Consider the following 14857-nt stretch of genomic DNA (forward strand, 5'->3'; position numbering starts at 1 on the left):
CGCCTTTGAATTGAGAACTGCTGCCAAATCGGGGCGACCAAGGACCGCGGCGCCGGGAATGGCTACAATGGCGACATGCGCGCGCGCGCCGGAGATGCGCGGGCGCCGTGGCTGACCCTTTTGAATTGGAATGACCATGCAAGCTACCCCCGAATCCCTCATTGAATACCCGAGCGACTTCCCGATCAAGGTCATGGGCGCGACCCATCCCGATTTCGCCGCCACCATCGTCGACGTCGTGCTCGAGTTCGACTCGACCTTCCACATCGGCCGCATGGAGGTGCGCCCGTCGGGCCAGGGCAACTACACCGGCCTGACCGTGACCGTGCGCGCCACCAGCCGGGTCCAGCTCGACGACCTGTACCGGGCCCTGTCGGGGCACCCGATGGTCAAGATCGTCATGTGAGCCGGCAATGCAACACGCACCGCATGTCCGAACCGATGTCTGAGCCCACGTCCGCGCCCGCCTTCGAGCCCACCGCCGCTCCCGCCCCCGCGCCGGCCCTCGTGCGCCACCTCGGCCTCGTCGACTACGAACAAACCCTGGTCGCCATGCGCGCCTTCACCGACGCGCGCGACGCCGACACGCCCGACGAGTTATGGATCGTCGAGCACAATCCCGTATTCACGCTCGGCCTCGGCGCCGACCGCGGCCACCTGCTGGCCGGCCCCGGCATCCCGGCGCACGCCATCCCGGTGGTCCAGACCGACCGCGGCGGCGAAGTCACCTTCCACGGCCCGGGCCAGGTCGTGATCTACCTGCTCATGGACCTGCGCCGCAACAAGCCGGGCGGCAAGTTGTACGCGCGCCAGTTCGTGACCAAAATCGAGCAGGCGATCATCGACGTGCTGGGGGCGTATAATCTTGACGGTGAGCGCATCGCGGGCGCGCCCGGCATCTATATCGCCGCCGGCGCGCGCAAGGGCGCAAAAATTGCCGCGCTCGGGCTCAAGGTGCGTGGCAACGGCTGCACCTACCATGGCGTGTCGCTCAATGTGGCGATGGACCTGGCGCCGTTTTCCTGGATCAACCCGTGCGGCTATTCGGGCCTGGCGACGGTCGACATGCGCAGCATGGGCGTCGACGCCGCGCTGGCCGACGTGCAGCAGGCGCTGGCCCGCGCCCTGGTGATCGAGCTTGCAACGGTGGCCGGCCTTGGCGATGAACCACGCGCTGTCCCGCAACCGTCCGAAACGAACAACATTAACTAAGCCTTCACGGGCATGCAGCCAAATGACTTCTGATACCGACACCGGCACCGCCCCCGCGTACAATGCGCTCGACAAGCAAAAGGGCGCCAGCAAGACCTCGCGCATCCCTATCAAGATCATCCCGATCACCCAAATCGAGCGCCTCAAAAAGCCCGACTGGATCCGCGTCAAGGCCGCGTCGGCGTCGACCCGCTTCTACGAGATCAAAGACATCCTGCGCGCCAACAAGCTCGTGACCGTGTGCGAGGAGGCGAGCTGCCCGAACATCGGCGAATGCTTCGGCAAGGGCACCGCGACCTTCATGATCATGGGTGACAAGTGCACCCGCCGCTGCCCGTTCTGCGACGTCGGCCACGGCCGCCCCGATCCGCTCGACGCCGACGAGCCGCGCAACCTGTCCAAGACCATCGCCGAACTGCGCCTGTCGTATGTCGTGATCACCTCGGTCGACCGCGACGACCTGCGCGACGGCGGCGCCGGCCACTTCGTCGAGTGCATCCGGCAAACGCGCGAACTGTCGCCCAAGACCCGCATCGAGGTGCTGGTGCCCGACTTCCGCGGCCGCCTGGCGAAGGCGCTGGCGATCTTCAAGGACGGCCTGCCCGACGTCATGAACCACAACCTCGAAACCGTGCCGCGCCTGTACAAAGAGGCCCGTCCGGGCGCCGACTACACCCATTCGCTCGAGCTGCTGCGCGACTTCAAGGCGATGTACCCGGAGGCGGTGACCAAGTCCGGCATCATGGTCGGCCTCGGCGAGACCGACGAGGAAATCCTGCAGGTGATGCGCGACTTGCGCGCCCACAACGTCGACATGCTGACCATCGGCCAGTACCTGGCGCCGTCGGGCGACCACCTGCCGGTGCGCCGCTATGTGCATCCGGACATGTTCAAGATGTTCGAGGAAGAAGCCTACAAGATGGGTTTCGTGCACGCGGCCGTGGGCGCGATGGTGCGCAGCTCGTACCATGCCGACGAGCAGGCGCACAACGCCGGCGTGTCGGTCAGCGCTTAAGCCACCTAACAGCCGCCCCCGCCATTCGCGCCAGCAACACCTGACGCATGGCCGAAACCGCCCGCGCCACATCGCTGGCGCCGGTTTGCCAGTTGCACACCGACACCCGCATGCAACGCTTGCCGCGCCAGGTCGTATTGCTGAAAATTGCCTCGCCCGTGGCGAGCACGGCCAGCGTGACCGCGTCCGTGCGCGCATCGTGCTCGGAATCGCCCCCGCCGCGCTGAGCGCGTGACGGGGTAGCTTCAGGCCGGCGCCGGTGCATCTGGATCGACGAGGCCAAACAGTTGTTCGGACAGTTGTTCGGGGAGGGCCAGCAGCGCCGCGATCGGGCCGTCGTCCGGCTCGGGGACGGGCGCCGGCTCCGGGGCAGGCGCCGGTTCCGGGGACGGCCCCGCTTCAGCCGGCGCCGCCGGCGCGGGCTGTAGCGCAACAAACTCGATGTCGTATGTTTCCTGGTACTGGACGGGCTTGGCGGCGATTCCGCAATGCAAGCCCCAAGCGGCCGCCCAGCGCGCGGCGCGCTCCTTCCGCTCGGGCGCCTCTTCGGAAATCGCGCGTTCGATGGCTTTCGCCATCCGCCGCATCGCGTAGGATTTCTTCTCAAACGGGTAGCGGAGTCTCATACATGCAACTTGGACACGGGAACATATTGTTGGGCGGGGGCTTTTCCCGAATTGTCACCAATCATAACTGCCACAGTTGAAATTTAATGTTCGCCAATTAACGCTTTGACAGATTTATGTACTTTAGCGTACAAAGCTGGCGCGCATGCTGGGGCGCACGCCGCAGGCGCGGCCCGTCGAACTGGTGGCATACACGCTCGAGGAGCCGCCGCATTTCCGCAGCGCCGACATGGGCAGCGTCCGGCATGCGCGCGCCCTGAAAAAGACGGGACGCGCGGTGCGTCTGATGTTGTCGCTAAAAATGATCGGCTACTTCTCCGATGCGCCGGGCAGCCAGCAGTATCTGATTTCCCCGATGCGCCACCTGTACCCGGACAAGGGCGACTTTATCGCGCTGGTCGGGAAGTTTTCCGATTTCGGCGCCACGCGCTCGGCCAAGGCGCTCATGGCCGGCGCCACGGTCGCGCGGGAACTCGGCGAACAACTTGGATCGGCGCAGGCGTACGCCTTTTCCGCGGATGCCGGCGAGCATTCCCCAGGCGGCGGACCAGCGCGAGGCGCGTTCTTTTTCGGCGGGCGAGGTGGTGGCGATAGCCCGGCCCAGCGCGGCGATCATGCGGCGCATCGCATACAATTTTCTGCTTCTAAAGCCGGGCTTGTCGTACATGGGGCATTCCCGTTGCATTGACGGTACAGGCCGATGCTACAGCCGGTCCCCGTGCGTCACGGTGCGCTGGCGTACCGTACGCTGCAACCGGCGGCGCCCGCCCTGTTTTAACGCAAGCCGCGTACATATGCTTGCGCCGGCGGCGGCGCGATCACGGCCGCCGCCAAGCCGGGCGCGAGCGGCAGCGCGGACGCGGCGGGCCGCGCAGCCAACGGCGCTTTCGGCCGGAGCGCGAACAGGCCGTCGGCACCCAAATAGGCGAGCTCCAGCTTTTCGGCGAGCTGATGCGCGTCGTCGCTGGCGGCCTCCAATGCCAGCCCCAGCACATGGCGAAAATAGTCGGGATCGACCCGCATGTATTCGATGTCGGTCACCCGCCCCGTCTCGCGCCGCAGAATCACATGCAGGCGCGCCATCAGGGCGAAGGCCTGGTTTTCGCGGGTGGAGATGTTCAGGCCGATGAGCAAGCTGATGAGGAGCAGGATGAGCGCCGTCATGAAGGCCGAATAGGCGACCGTGGCCAGCACCCCGATCGCCTGCACGGCGACGCTGCCCTCGACCCCGCCGATCGCCTTGACCGCGAACACGCCCGTCAGCAGCGCGCCGACGATGCCGCCGATGGCGTGCACCCCGAACACGTCGAGCGTGTCGTCGTACGAAAAGCGCGCCTTGAGCGCGGTCGCGCCCCAATAGCATGCGAAGCCGGCCGCCGCGCCGATGGCGAACGCGCCGCGCACGTCGACGAAGCCCGACGCCGGCGTGATCGCGACCAGCCCGGCCACCGCGCCCGACACCATCCCGAGCACCGACGGCTTGCCGCGCCGGATCCATTCGGCCAGCATCCAGGCCATCGCGCCGACGGCCGAAGCCAGTTGCGTGACCAGCATCGCCATGCCGGCGCGGCCGTCGGCCGCCACCGCCGAGCCGGCGTTGAAGCCGAACCAACCCACCCACAGCAGGGACGCGCCGATCACGGTCAGCACCAGGTTGTGCGGCGGCATGGCCTCCTTGCCGAAACCCTTGCGCGGCCCGATCATGATGGCCGCGACCAGCCCGGCGACGCCGGCGTTGATGTGGACCACGGTGCCGCCGGCAAAGTCGAGCACCCCCTGCGCGGCCAGCCAGCCGCTTGGATCCCATACGCAATGGGCGACCGGGGCGTACACCAAGACCGACCACAGCGCGATGAACATCAGGAACGCCGAGAATTTCATCCGTTCGGCGAAGGCGCCCGTGATCAGGGCCGGCGTGATGATCGCGAAGCTCAGCTGGAACATCATGAACACGCTTTCCGGCACCGTCGGCGCGATATGGTGGACGGTGAGCATCCCCGTTTCCTTGATGTACAACATGCCGTCGAGCATGACGCGCCCGTAGCCGCCGATGAAGGTGTCGCCCGGCGCGAACGCCAGGCTGTAGCCGATCACCACCCACAAGATGGTGACCACGCAGGCGGCCGCGAAGCTGTGCGCCATGGTGGCGAGCAAGTTCTTCTTGCGGGCCATGCCGCCGTAAAACAGGGCCAGTCCCGGCAGTGTCATGAGCACGACCAAGGCGGTCGCGGTCAGCATCCAGGCCGTGTCGCCGCTGTTGATGGCGCTCGCCGCGACCAGGGTCGGGCGCGTCAGCGGCGCGGCGGCGGCCGCTTTGGGCGCGGGCGTGGCCGCCGGCGCGGCCGGCACGGGCGTTTCGGCCCCCGCGCCGGCGCTCCCGGCATCCATTGCCGTTGCGGGCTGGGGTGGGACGGTGGCGTCCTGGCCTGTTGCATTCAGTGCGGCCAAACCGATGATGAGACCGAAAATGACAGTTGTTAAGCGCATTGAATGGGTACCCCGTGGAAGCATGTTGATGCGCCGCAATGGTGCTTCGGCGACATATGCTATTAATCCAATGCATTTATTGTGCCATGCAGCATTTTTGCTTGGCATAAGGAAGCGGGGGATGGAAATGGCCTGTTTGGGCTGTTTGAAGGCTTTGGCGCACCACGCCGGAGCGCGGCCGCGCCCAGCGCTGGGGCATGCATGTTGCGGCGCGCCAAAAGGGAAGCCGTTCGTGACACAAGAAAATAAAGGAAATGGTTCAGTTCAACAGCCGCGCGCGGATTGGGCGATACTATCGCTCTAGGGCCGCATTTGTTTGCAGTCCCATCCCACACGAGATCGAGCATGGCCAACGACGCATACACACCCGAAAGTTTTAACAAATTTGGCGTGACGCGCCTGCCTGGCCATCTTGGGGTTGAAATCACGCGCGTCGAAGGCGGGCAAGTGGCGGCGCGGCTCGAGGTCAAGCCGCATTTGCTCGCGCCCAATGGCTACCTGCACGCGGGCACGGTCGTCACGCTGGCCGACACGGCGGCCGGCTACGCCTGCATCGCCAACCTGCCCGAGGGCGCCAACAGTTTCACCACGCTCGAACTGAAGTCGAACCACCTAGGCACCGCGCGCGACGGCGTGATCTCCTGCGTGGCCACGGCCGCGCATTTGGGGCGCACCACGCAAGTGTGGGATGTGGTGGTGCGCAACGACGCCGACGGCAAGACGATCGCGCTGTTTCGTTGCACCCAGATGATCCTGTATCCAAAGTAAGCGAGGACGACCATGATGCGCCTGCTACCCAAACTGTTGGCCGCCACCCTGCTGGCCGCTTCTTCGCTCGCGTTCGCGCACGCTCCCGCCGACGATTCGCTTTATATCGGACTGGGCGCGAAGGAGGGAATCCGCAAGATCGTGGCGACCTTCGTCCCGCTCGTGCTCGCCGATGCGCGCATCAAGGAGTCGTTCTCCGAGACGGATATCAAGAACCTCACCCTGCGCCTGGAGCAACAGTTTTGCGTGCTGGCGGGCGGGCCTTGCGAATACAAGGGAAGCAAGATGACCGAGGTGCACGACGGCCTGAACGTCACCAACGCCCAGTTCAACGCCCTGACCGAAGACTTGCAGATCGCGATGGAGCGCAACGGGGTGCCGTCGCGCATCCAGAACAAGCTCGTGGCGCTGCTCGCGCCCATGCAGCGCGGCATCGTCACCAAGTGACGCCGCGCCGCCCGGGCGGCGGTTGCAAGCTAAATCCAAGCTAAATTACAAGCGAACCCAGGCGCCCTTGTAGACGATCGGCCCGGTCGGACCGTTCGGATCGGGCGAACCGCCCTTCGGTTCGAGCGAAACGGCCAGCAACGCGACGTCGTCGCTGATCGCGTTGTCGGCCAGCGCGAAGGTGCCGCGGTTGTCCTTGAGCACGCCGAGCGAGCGCGGTTTGCCCGCCTTCGGGACCGCCCACAGATGCAGGCTCTTGTCGGCGGCGACCCGCTCGGACGTGATCAGGCGCACCTCGAGCGCGCGGTGCTCGCTGTCGGCCGTGACCAGCATCGCGTTCTGGGTCTTGTCGTCGGTCAGCGTGGCGACGTACGAGATGACCGGCGCGTCAGGCGCCTGGAGCGGACGGGTGAGCACGACCACCATCAGCATCGCGGCCAGGCCGCTCGAGGCGAGGCCGAGGCCGCGCCAGAAATTGAGGTTCTCGTTGAACCAGAATTGCCAGCCCTTGGCCGTGGTTTTCAGGTTGAGGCGGCGCTCGATGCCGCGCCACACGCTCTTCGGCGGCGTCACCCCGCCCGCGAATTCGATCATCGGTGCCAGCAGCCGCTGCCATTGCGCGGTGATGTTACGCAAGTCCGCATCCTGGTGCATCCAGCCCTCGAAGCGGCGCCGCGCGCCCCCCTTCATGGTGCCGAGCGCGTACTCGGCGGCCAGCTTTTCGCGCAGGGCGGTGTTAAATCGGATGTTCATGCTTGCTCCCGTTTGGCGAGGCAGGTGCGCAGCTTTTCCAAACTGCGCCTGATCCAGGTTTTCACGGTTCCGACTGGTAGCTTCATGTGCTCTGCGACCTCGCTGTGCGACAAGTCGTGGTAGTACGCCAGCGCCACGACCTGGCGATGCACGCCTTCGAGGGCGGACATGCACCATGCGAGCGCCTTCGCGTCACCACTCATCTGCAACGCCTCGATCGGCGTCGCCTGCGGGTCCTGCAGGGCATTGATCACTTCGCTATCAAACTGTTCCGCGTCTATTTCAACCGAGACGTCGCTGCGCCGGAGATGGTCGAAAGCCTTGTTCCGGATAATGGTCGTCATCCAGGTCATCGGTGCGGCGAGATGGGCCTGGTAATTGCCGGCATTGTTCCAGATAGCGACGAAGGCCTCTTGCAACACCTCTTCGGCCAACTCCCGCTTATGCAGTATACGCAGCGCGAAGCCAAACAGTTTCGGGGAAGTTGCGTCGTAGAGCTTGCGGAAGGCCGACGCATCGCGTTTGCCGGCCGCCTGTAGCCAGATTTTGAGTTGCTGCGGGTCGAGCGGGTTGACGTCGGATGTCACGGAGGTCCTTGGAATGGTTTCGCGAACACGGGGCCGGTGCCGCCCCGCTTGCATTTCTATCGCCGGGGCGAGGCAAGCGAGCCTTGCAGATCGTCCCCTTACGCAGGGATGTGAAGGGCAGTTTGTCGCGCAAGGCGGCAAGCCAGGCCCATCCCTGATTCACCGGAGCAGATTAGCCCAATAGCATCATCACAGACAAGAAAATAATTAACAAAATAAATGCAAAATAGTTGAATCCAAAACGCCACCGCTTACGTACACGCTATCGCTTTTTATAGCGAAGGACAATTTGGTTAGAATGTCATAGGGAAACTTGGGGCGATCATGCGCGACACAATTCAACTTCGACAATGCCTGTTCGTTCTGTCCATGATGGGGGCCGCGGGGGGCGCGCACGCCCAAGTGTTGCGCCCTGACCTCGGCAAACTGCTGGCCACGGGCGGCGTCAGCCAAGTGGAGGGGGCGGGCGGCGGCGGGCTGGTGCCGTGGGCACTGATCAGCGGCTACGGCAGCCGCGACAGCTGGGGTGGCAATGTCCACCTGACGCGGGCGCGGACCCAGGATTTCGCGCTCGACACGCGGGGCGTCGCGGTCGGGATCGCCGACCGGGTCGAGCTCTCGTTCGCGCGCCAGGATTTCAAGGGCAGCCTCGCGCCGCTCGACCGTTTGCACATCAGGCAAGACATCGTCGGCGTCAAGCTCAAGCTGGTGGGGGACGCGGTCTACGACCAGGACCGCGCGCTGCCGCAACTGGCGGTCGGCGCCATGTTCAAGCACAACAAGGGAGTCGGCGGCCTGGGCGCCTTGAATGTGGGCAGCGTGATGGATCTGGGCGCGAAGGACGCGCGCGGGATCGACGTCTACCTCGCGGCGACCAAGGTGTTGCTCGCGCACAGCCTGCTGCTGAACGGCACCATCCGAGCAAGCAAGGCCAACCAGATGGGCTTATTGGGTTTTGGGGGCGACCGCGGCGACGGCTACAAGGCGCTGCTGGAGGTGTCGGCCGCCTACATGATCAGCCGCAAGCTCGTGGCCGGGGTCGAATACCGCATGAAGCCGCGCAACCTCGGCATCGACAACGAGAAAGACGCCTACGACGCCTTCGTCGCATGGTTCCCGAACAAACACGTCTCGTTGACGGCGGCGTATGCCGGGCTCGGCGACATCACGGTGCTCAACCCGAAGCGCCAGCGCGGGCTGTACCTCTCGCTCCAAACAGGATTTTAGGAATTATTCCGTAACCGGAGTAACCGGAGGGTGAAGCAGGGAATTGGCGTGGTGTACCACGCCCCTGCGCAACTGGCTCGCCTTGTAAGGCGAGCCTCCCCAGACCCCATCCACTCCGAATTACGTCGTAACCGGGGTCTGACCCCACTTATGAAATTAATCGCCGAATTCAGGGCCTTTCAAGGGCTACGTCGTAGATTTATGTTAATTAATTCGGTAAGTGGGGTCAGACCCCGGTTGTGAAAAAGTCGAACCTTTCGGTTGCAAAAATCTGAGACCCGGGGTGGGATTAGCCGGCCAGGGCTTTTTGCAGCAGTTCGTGCAAGGCGTTGAAGTCGGGCTCGCCCACGTAGCGGCGGATGATCTTGCCTTCCTTGTCGATCAGGAAGGTCGTCGGCGTCAACGTGACGTCGCCGAACGCCTTGGCGATCTCGCCGCTCGTGTCCATCGCCACCTTGAACGGCAGCTTGCGCGTCTCGGCGAAATTGACCACGTAGTTGGGCGGGTCGTACGCCATCGTCACGGCCACGAATTCCAATCCTTGTCCCTTGAACTTGTTGTACGTGTCGACCATCTGCGGCATCTCTTTGACGCAGGTGGCGCAAGAGGTCGCCCAGAAATTGACCATGACCACCCTGCCGCGCAGGCTCTCCGTGGTGACCTTCTGCCCCTTGAGGGTGATGAAGGTCACGTCCGGCGCCGGCGTGCTGCTGCTGAACAAGGCGAAGCCGCCCCCTAGCAGCGCCAGCAACACGGCCGCGGCAACGGCCGGCTTGACCCAGGAGCGCTTGTTTGTGGCGACGGTTCCCATGGCCCGCCCGCTTACAGCGCCACCGACTGCGTCGGCGACAGCGCCTTGACCTCGTCTTCGCTGATGTAGTCGAAAATCTTGACCACCTTCTGCACGCCGCCCACGCCGCGCGCGATGTCGGCCCCGAGCGCACCCTCGCGCTGGCTCACCCGGCCCAGCAGGTACACGATGCCGCGCTCGGTCACCACCTTGAACGAGCTGGCCGAGATGGTTTTCATCTCGACCAGGCTGGCCTTGACTTTGGCCGTGATCAGCGTGTCGGCCGAGCGCGAGGTGTAGCTCGCCGGCCCCGCGATCGCGAGCTCGTTGGCGACCACGATCACGCCCGGGATCGCCTTCATGTCGCGCTCGAGCTCGGCCTTCATGGCCTCGTCCCGGACTTCGCCCGTCAGCAGCAGTTGGCGGTTGAAACTGTTGACGTTCACGTGCGCGATTTCGCCGCTGAGCTTGGAGGCCCGCAATTCGCCCTTGATCGCGATGGTCTTGTCGTCGGTCTGGGTGCCGAGGCTGCGGCGGTCGTTGGTGGCGACCGCGCCGACCACGGCGCCGCCGACCACCAAGCCGACGCAGCCCGACAGGCTGGTCATGATCGCCGCGCAGACCAGGCCTTTGGCCAGGGCGCGCGACATGGGGTGGCCGTTTTTACTCATTTACATCTCCTCCGAATAATGCGACGTCGATGCCGTCGCAGATGCAGTGTATGGTGACCAGGTGGACTTCCTGGATGCGCGCGGTGCGCGTGTGCGGCACGCAAATATTGACGTCGGCGTCGGTGAGCATCTTGGCGATCTCGCCGCCGTCCTTGCCGGTCAGCGCGACCACGCGCATCTCGCGCTCGAGCGCCACTTCGACCGCCGCCAGCACATTGGCCGAATTGCCCGAGGTCGAAATCGCCAGCAGCACGTCGCCGGCCTGGCCGAACGCTTGCACTTGCTTCGAGAAAATCTCGCGGTAGCTGTAGTCGTTGCCGACGGCGGTCATGATCGAGGTGTCGGTGGTCAACGCCATGGCCGGCAGCGGAAAACGCTCGCGCTCGAAGCGGCCGACCAGCTCGGCGGCGAAATGCTGGCAATCGGCGGCCGAGCCACCGTTCCCGCAAGCGAGTATCTTGTTGCCGTTCGAAAGGGCCGAGAACATCAGTTCGATGGCCTGGGAAATGGGTTGTGCCAGCAGCGGGGCCGATTGCAGCTTGAGCTCGGCGCTTTCGTGGAAATGGGAGAGGATGCGTTGAGTATTCATAGGTGCCGATTATAGTGCAGTGGCAAGCGAAGACGGGCAAGCCCGGTTAAAAATGCTTAGGAAAGTGACTTACACTTCGATGGCGTTGCGCAGCCAGTTGAGGGTCTCGCCGTCGATCGCGACGACGTCGAAGCGGCAGCCCGGCACGGCCGCGAAGCGCTTGAGGTAGAACTGTGCCGCGTGCACCAGGCGCCGGATCTTGGCCGGGGTGATGCTGGCGGCGGCCCCGCCGCGGGCGGCGCTGGCGCGCTGGCGCACCTCCACGAACACCAGCGTTTCGCCGTCGCGCATGATCAGGTCGACCTCCCCGCCCTTGCAGCTGAAATTGGCCTCGACCAGGGTCAGGCCGTTTTTTTGCAGGTGCGCGAGGGCTTGCCGCTCCCACAGCTGGCCCTTGCGCTGCTTGGCGCTCAGGCGCAAGGGCCACATGCTCAGTTCTTGCCGTTGAGCGGGGTGAACGCGCCGTTCTGGTAGATGACGGCCGGGTAGAAGCGCGAGAATTGGGACGGGCCGGCGCCGAGCTTGCCCTGCAGTCGCCCGGTCACGCCATTGAACCTGAATTGCTGGTTCGGGCGCAGCGCGATCTCGCGCGCCACGCGGTAGGCGTCGATGCCGAGCGCGTACAGGCGGTCCATGTCGAGCATGGCGCGGCTCGGGATGCGCGGCGGATGGAGCCTCACCGCCGGGTGGTCGGGCTGGACCTCCCATGGCAGGTCCATCAGGCGCATGCCGTCGAGCTGGGCCATGGCGGTGCCGGGTTCGAGCCCGGGGTTGACCGACGAGGCGCCGTACAGTGGCAGGGCGCTGTCGAGGTTCATCCGCATCTGGCCGGCCTGGTCGGCGTCGAGCGCGGCGAACAGCAGACCCGGCGGATCGGCGTCGACCCGCGCCTTGAGCTGGGCCAGCGCCGCCTCGCTCAGGTAGCCGTTCGAGTCGGCCAGTTCGACCACGTCGCTCTGGAAACCCAACTGTTTCCAACGGGTCTGGAAGGCCAGCGCGATCCGGCGCTGCCAGGCGTTGGTGCCCGACACGATCAGCGCGCGCAGCGGCAGCCCGGCGTGCAGTTCGTCGGCCGCCATCTGCGCGACCTGGCGCGCCTCGGCCTCGATCGACAAGCCCATCACGAGCATCAGGTCGGGCACCGCGGTGTTGGCGTCGGGGTTGTTGAGCGCGATCGTCGGCTTGAGCACGAGCTGGCTCGCCGCGAGCGTGGTCACGGCCGAGCGCGCGAGCGGCCCGACCACGATGTCGTTGTTCTGGACCGCGCTGGCGTAATCGCTGGTGACCTGGTCGGGGGTGTCGCCGGCCTGCACCAGGTTGACGACGAAGCCGGCGCTGTCGCGCTCGTATGCGGCCATGAAGCCGGCGCGCACCGCCTCGGCCGGCTTGCCCAGCGCTTCCGAGCGCAGCGGCAGCATCAGCGCGATGCGGACCGCGCCGGCTTGCACCGCGCCGGGCTGCATGGCGGCGGGTGGCAGGCCCCCGGGGCCGGACAGGTCGATGGGGCGGGTCTGCACGATCGCGGCCGGGACCGACGCGAGGGGCGCGACCGGCGTGACGGGCATATTCGGCATATTCGGCGCGGCCACATCGTTGGCGCGGCGGCCGGTCTCGGGCGCGCTTGTGTTTGCTATGATAGGCGTGCACAATCCGCCCGGCCCGGGATCGCAGGGCATCGGCGTGTTGCAGCCTGCGAACAAGCCCGCGGCGAGGCATCCGAGCAAGACCTTCAGTTTTCTTTTAATTTGCACCACGGCCTCCAATGACAGAACTTCAACTCCCCCAGATCGCTCAGCTTCCCGTCATGGGCGAAGCGATGCACCAAGCCTATCCTACAGCAACCCTGTATGTCCTGGCGACACCGATCGGAAATGTTGCCGATATCACGTTGCGGGCTTTGCACGTACTGACCATCGTCGACGCGGTGGCCTGCGAGGACACGCGCAACACGGGCCATCTGCTCAGCCGCTTCGGCCTGAACAAGCCCTTGCTCGCGGCGCACCAGCACAACGAGCGTGAGGTCGCCGACAAGCTCGTCGCGCGCCTGCTCTCCGGCGAGCGCATCGCGCTGGTGTCGGACGCGGGCACGCCGGCCGTGTCGGACCCGGGCGCGCGCATCGTCGACGCGGTGCGCGCGGCCGGGCTGCGCGTGGTGCCGCTGCCGGGCGCCTCGGCGGCGGTGACGGCCTTGTCGGCGAGCGGCCTGGTCAACGACCAATTCTACTTCGTCGGCTTCCTGCCGGCCAAGGCCAAGCAGCGCGAGAGCGCGCTCGGCCTGCTACGCGCGGTCAGCGCGACGATGGTGTTTTACGAGGCGCCGCACCGGATACTCGATTGCGTCGGGGCGCTCGCCGCCGCTTTCGAGCCGGGCCGCAACATCGTGTTCGCGCGCGAGCTGACCAAGTTGTTCGAGGAGATCCACCGCTGCCCGCTGTCCGAGGCCGTCGCCTGGGTCAAGGCCGACCCCCACCGTGAAAAGGGCGAGTACGTGGTGTTGCTCGAAGGCGCGAGCGTGGGCGGCGACGCGGCCGACGCCGAGGCCGAGCGCATCCTCAACATTCTGCTGGCCGAATGCTCGGTCAAGCAGGCCGCCAACCTGGCGGCGCAGATCACGGGCCGCAAGAAAAACGCGCTCTACGACCGCGCGCTGGAAATAAAAAACGCGCAGGAAAAGAACGCGCAGGAAAAGAACGCGCAGGAAAAGAACGCGCAGGACTAAGGGAACTAAGGGGCCGTGAACAAGCAAGTGCGACAGGTATTTTTGAACAGCTCCTAAGCCTACAATTTATCGCACTGGCGCATGGCAGCGCTGTCAAAAGGGTAGCGCAGACTGTCTGGCATGGTGCTGGCGTCGCCACAGTGGTATCGGGGGCTGTGGCGGGGTGGTGCCATGGCGGGCGGCCTGCGCGCCTTGAAGGCCGCGGCTGCCTACCACTTGCAGCCGCTGTCCTTCTTGTCGAACAAGATGAGGATCGGGCCGAGCAGTCCGCCCGGCAGGCCGTCCTTGCAATTGCGTCGTTTTGCCTGCGAGATCGCCTTGGCCGCCTTGGTCTCGGTTTCCAGGGGGCGGTCCAGCTCCCGCTTGGCGATGAGCCATTCATTCGGTTTGAGGTTCTTCGACGGTTGTTCGTTGGCCATCCCGCGCGCGGTCGAGCGCGCGGCGTCGAGGTCGAAGCGCGGCTTGTCGGCGGCCGGCGCCGGCGGGGCGATCACGAACGCGTCGCTCGGCGCTTCGGTTTGGCGCTCGTCTTGTGGCACAGAAATCACCTCCGCCGAACGGGCGGCGCGCGGCTTGGCGCTGGCCTGGCGCGGCGCGCGCGGCGCGGCCGCCGATTTCGGGGCGGCGCTCGCGGGCGGCGCGCTTGTTGGCGGCGGTGGCGGCGGGGCGCGCAGCCAGACCGTGATCGTCGGCTGCGCCGGATCGGCCTCGATTGCCGGCGTTTGCGGCCGCGTTTGCTGAAACACGATCAGCACGAGCGCATGCACCAGCAGCGACAGCGCCATGCCGGATGCAGCGCGGTGGCGGCGCAGTTGGGGCGCGGCCCAGCTGCGGGGTTCTACTTCCGGTTCGGCTTCCGGCTTTACTTCCGGCTTTACTTCCATTTGTGCGGCGGGGATCGGTTCTTGGTTCATGGTTGGGGTGATCGTCGCACGATTGGCATATTGGCAATAGGGCGATTACATT

Annotated in this window: 18 protein-coding genes and 1 pseudogene; 8 read left to right on the forward strand and 11 right to left on the reverse strand. The window is 65.4% G+C overall.

Annotated features, from left to right (window positions below; all coding sequences use genetic code 11):
- Window positions 1-136 precede the first annotated feature (136 nt).
- Genes C7C56_RS21205 through lipA form a run of 3 tightly spaced genes read left to right on the forward strand, consistent with a single transcriptional unit; the run spans window position 137 to window position 2227 of the window.
- A complete protein-coding gene (locus C7C56_RS21205; protein WP_106759371.1) occupies window positions 137-406 on the forward strand; it encodes a DUF493 family protein in 270 nt (89 codons plus the stop codon).
- Window positions 407-441: 35 nt separating this feature from the next.
- A complete protein-coding gene (lipB, locus tag C7C56_RS21210; protein WP_229458907.1) occupies window positions 442-1212 on the forward strand; it encodes a lipoyl(octanoyl) transferase LipB in 771 nt (256 codons plus the stop codon).
- 22 nt (window positions 1213-1234) lie between these two features.
- Window positions 1235-2227 (forward strand): lipoyl synthase, encoded by a 993-nt coding sequence (lipA, locus tag C7C56_RS21215; protein ID WP_106759346.1) that lies wholly within the window; start codon window positions 1235-1237, stop codon window positions 2225-2227.
- Here lipA and C7C56_RS21220 read toward each other — a convergent pair.
- Complete coding sequence (locus C7C56_RS21220; RefSeq protein ID WP_181373284.1) at window positions 2217-2510, reverse strand: hypothetical protein; 294 nt, start codon at window positions 2508-2510, stop codon at window positions 2217-2219. The genes lipA and C7C56_RS21220 overlap by 11 nt on opposite strands.
- On the reverse strand, window positions 2473-2853 hold the full coding sequence (locus tag C7C56_RS29435) for a hypothetical protein (RefSeq protein WP_219933206.1): 381 nt from the start codon (window positions 2851-2853) through the stop codon (window positions 2473-2475). Before C7C56_RS29435 ends, C7C56_RS21220 begins: the two co-directional genes overlap by 38 nt.
- Window positions 2854-2998: 145 nt before the next feature.
- Here C7C56_RS29435 and C7C56_RS21230 point away from each other — a divergent pair, with 145 nt between their 5' ends.
- Window positions 2999-3541 carry a zinc-binding metallopeptidase family protein gene (locus C7C56_RS21230; RefSeq protein WP_106759347.1) on the forward strand — a complete coding sequence of 181 codons (543 nt, stop codon included), beginning with the start codon at window positions 2999-3001 and terminating at the stop codon, window positions 3539-3541.
- A gap of 380 nt (window positions 3542-3921) precedes the next feature.
- On the opposite strand, the pseudogene C7C56_RS21235 reads toward C7C56_RS21230, so the two are convergent.
- A pseudogene (locus tag C7C56_RS21235) lies at window positions 3922-5340 on the reverse strand (ammonium transporter); the annotation flags it as partial.
- Window positions 5341-5685: 345 nt separating this feature from the next.
- Between C7C56_RS21235 and C7C56_RS21240 the strand changes: the two are divergent.
- Together C7C56_RS21240 and C7C56_RS21245 are read left to right on the forward strand one after the other, a co-directional pair.
- Window positions 5686-6108: a PaaI family thioesterase gene (locus C7C56_RS21240; RefSeq protein ID WP_106759349.1), complete on the forward strand. Its 423-nt coding sequence runs from the start codon at window positions 5686-5688 to the stop codon at window positions 6106-6108.
- Between the two features lie 12 nt (window positions 6109-6120).
- Window positions 6121-6555 (forward strand): group I truncated hemoglobin, encoded by a 435-nt coding sequence (locus tag C7C56_RS21245; protein WP_229458908.1) that lies wholly within the window; start codon window positions 6121-6123, stop codon window positions 6553-6555.
- Between the two features lie 45 nt (window positions 6556-6600).
- Here the strand turns inward: C7C56_RS21245 and C7C56_RS21250 are convergent, their stop codons facing one another.
- Window positions 6601-7308, reverse strand: a complete 708-nt coding sequence (locus C7C56_RS21250; RefSeq protein WP_106759350.1) for an anti-sigma factor — start codon at window positions 7306-7308, stop codon at window positions 6601-6603.
- The gene (locus C7C56_RS21255; protein ID WP_229458909.1) at window positions 7305-7895 is read right to left on the reverse strand and encodes a sigma-70 family RNA polymerase sigma factor; all 591 of its coding nucleotides are present in this window, start codon (window positions 7893-7895) and stop codon (window positions 7305-7307) included. The genes C7C56_RS21250 and C7C56_RS21255 overlap by 4 nt, the downstream gene beginning before the upstream one ends.
- 369 nt (window positions 7896-8264) lie before the next feature.
- Between C7C56_RS21255 and C7C56_RS21260 the strand changes: the two genes are divergently transcribed.
- Window positions 8265-9122: a DUF3034 family protein gene (locus C7C56_RS21260; RefSeq protein ID WP_229458912.1), complete on the forward strand. Its 858-nt coding sequence runs from the start codon at window positions 8265-8267 to the stop codon at window positions 9120-9122.
- Window positions 9123-9411: 289 nt separating this feature from the next.
- Here the strand turns inward: C7C56_RS21260 and C7C56_RS21265 are convergent, their stop codons facing one another.
- The 5 genes from C7C56_RS21265 to C7C56_RS21285 all read right to left on the reverse strand — a co-directional run bounded on the left by C7C56_RS21265 (window position 9412) and on the right by C7C56_RS21285 (window position 12746).
- A complete protein-coding gene (locus tag C7C56_RS21265) occupies window positions 9412-9933 on the reverse strand; it encodes a peroxiredoxin family protein (protein WP_106759353.1) in 522 nt (173 codons plus the stop codon).
- 11 nt (window positions 9934-9944) lie between these two features.
- Window positions 9945-10583 (reverse strand): BON domain-containing protein, encoded by a 639-nt coding sequence (locus C7C56_RS21270; RefSeq protein WP_229458910.1) that lies wholly within the window; start codon window positions 10581-10583, stop codon window positions 9945-9947.
- Complete coding sequence (locus C7C56_RS21275) at window positions 10576-11172, reverse strand: phosphoheptose isomerase (protein WP_106759354.1); 597 nt, start codon at window positions 11170-11172, stop codon at window positions 10576-10578. The genes C7C56_RS21270 and C7C56_RS21275 overlap by 8 nt, the downstream gene beginning before the upstream one ends.
- 69 nt (window positions 11173-11241) lie before the next feature.
- A complete protein-coding gene (locus tag C7C56_RS21280; protein ID WP_106759355.1) occupies window positions 11242-11601 on the reverse strand; it encodes a YraN family protein in 360 nt (119 codons plus the stop codon).
- A gap of 2 nt (window positions 11602-11603) precedes the next feature.
- A complete protein-coding gene (locus C7C56_RS21285; RefSeq protein ID WP_181373285.1) occupies window positions 11604-12746 on the reverse strand; it encodes a penicillin-binding protein activator in 1143 nt (380 codons plus the stop codon).
- 188 nt (window positions 12747-12934) lie between these two features.
- On the opposite strand from C7C56_RS21285, the gene rsmI reads away from it, so the two are divergent.
- A complete protein-coding gene (gene rsmI, locus C7C56_RS21290) occupies window positions 12935-13891 on the forward strand; it encodes a 16S rRNA (cytidine(1402)-2'-O)-methyltransferase (RefSeq protein WP_106759357.1) in 957 nt (318 codons plus the stop codon).
- A 209-nt stretch (window positions 13892-14100) separates the two neighbouring features.
- On the opposite strand, the gene C7C56_RS21295 is transcribed toward rsmI, so the two are convergent.
- On the reverse strand, window positions 14101-14805 hold the full coding sequence (locus C7C56_RS21295) for a hypothetical protein (protein ID WP_146204590.1): 705 nt from the start codon (window positions 14803-14805) through the stop codon (window positions 14101-14103).
- Window positions 14806-14857: the final 52 nt, after the last annotated feature.

The sequence above is a fragment of the Massilia glaciei genome, assembly GCF_003011895.2.
Lineage (GTDB): Bacteria > Pseudomonadota > Gammaproteobacteria > Burkholderiales > Burkholderiaceae_D > Telluria_A > Telluria_A glaciei.

Excerpts from the sequence above, each read along its gene's own strand:
- lipB (WP_229458907.1), top strand. The coding sequence starts at position 442 with ATGTCTGAGCCCACGTCCGCGCCCGCCTTCGAGCCCACCGCCGCTCCC.
- C7C56_RS21280 (WP_106759355.1), bottom strand. The coding sequence starts at position 11,601 with ATGTGGCCCTTGCGCCTGAGCGCCAAGCAGCGCAAGGGCCAGCTGTGG.
- C7C56_RS21205 (WP_106759371.1), top strand. The coding sequence starts at position 137 with ATGCAAGCTACCCCCGAATCCCTCATTGAATACCCGAGCGACTTCCCG.
- C7C56_RS21265 (WP_106759353.1), bottom strand. The coding sequence starts at position 9,933 with ATGGGAACCGTCGCCACAAACAAGCGCTCCTGGGTCAAGCCGGCCGTT.
- C7C56_RS21270 (WP_229458910.1), bottom strand. The coding sequence starts at position 10,583 with ATGAGTAAAAACGGCCACCCCATGTCGCGCGCCCTGGCCAAAGGCCTG.
- C7C56_RS21260 (WP_229458912.1), top strand. The coding sequence starts at position 8,265 with ATGATGGGGGCCGCGGGGGGCGCGCACGCCCAAGTGTTGCGCCCTGAC.
- C7C56_RS21275 (WP_106759354.1), bottom strand. The coding sequence starts at position 11,172 with ATGAATACTCAACGCATCCTCTCCCATTTCCACGAAAGCGCCGAGCTC.
- C7C56_RS21250 (WP_106759350.1), bottom strand. The coding sequence starts at position 7,308 with ATGAACATCCGATTTAACACCGCCCTGCGCGAAAAGCTGGCCGCCGAG.
- C7C56_RS21230 (WP_106759347.1), top strand. The coding sequence starts at position 2,999 with ATGCTGGGGCGCACGCCGCAGGCGCGGCCCGTCGAACTGGTGGCATAC.
- C7C56_RS21285 (WP_181373285.1), bottom strand. The coding sequence starts at position 12,746 with ATGCCGAATATGCCCGTCACGCCGGTCGCGCCCCTCGCGTCGGTCCCG.
- C7C56_RS29435 (WP_219933206.1), bottom strand. The coding sequence starts at position 2,853 with ATGAGACTCCGCTACCCGTTTGAGAAGAAATCCTACGCGATGCGGCGG.
- rsmI (WP_106759357.1), top strand. The coding sequence starts at position 12,935 with ATGACAGAACTTCAACTCCCCCAGATCGCTCAGCTTCCCGTCATGGGC.
- lipA (WP_106759346.1), top strand. The coding sequence starts at position 1,235 with ATGACTTCTGATACCGACACCGGCACCGCCCCCGCGTACAATGCGCTC.
- C7C56_RS21295 (WP_146204590.1), bottom strand. The coding sequence starts at position 14,805 with ATGAACCAAGAACCGATCCCCGCCGCACAAATGGAAGTAAAGCCGGAA.
- C7C56_RS21240 (WP_106759349.1), top strand. The coding sequence starts at position 5,686 with ATGGCCAACGACGCATACACACCCGAAAGTTTTAACAAATTTGGCGTG.
- C7C56_RS21245 (WP_229458908.1), top strand. The coding sequence starts at position 6,121 with ATGATGCGCCTGCTACCCAAACTGTTGGCCGCCACCCTGCTGGCCGCT.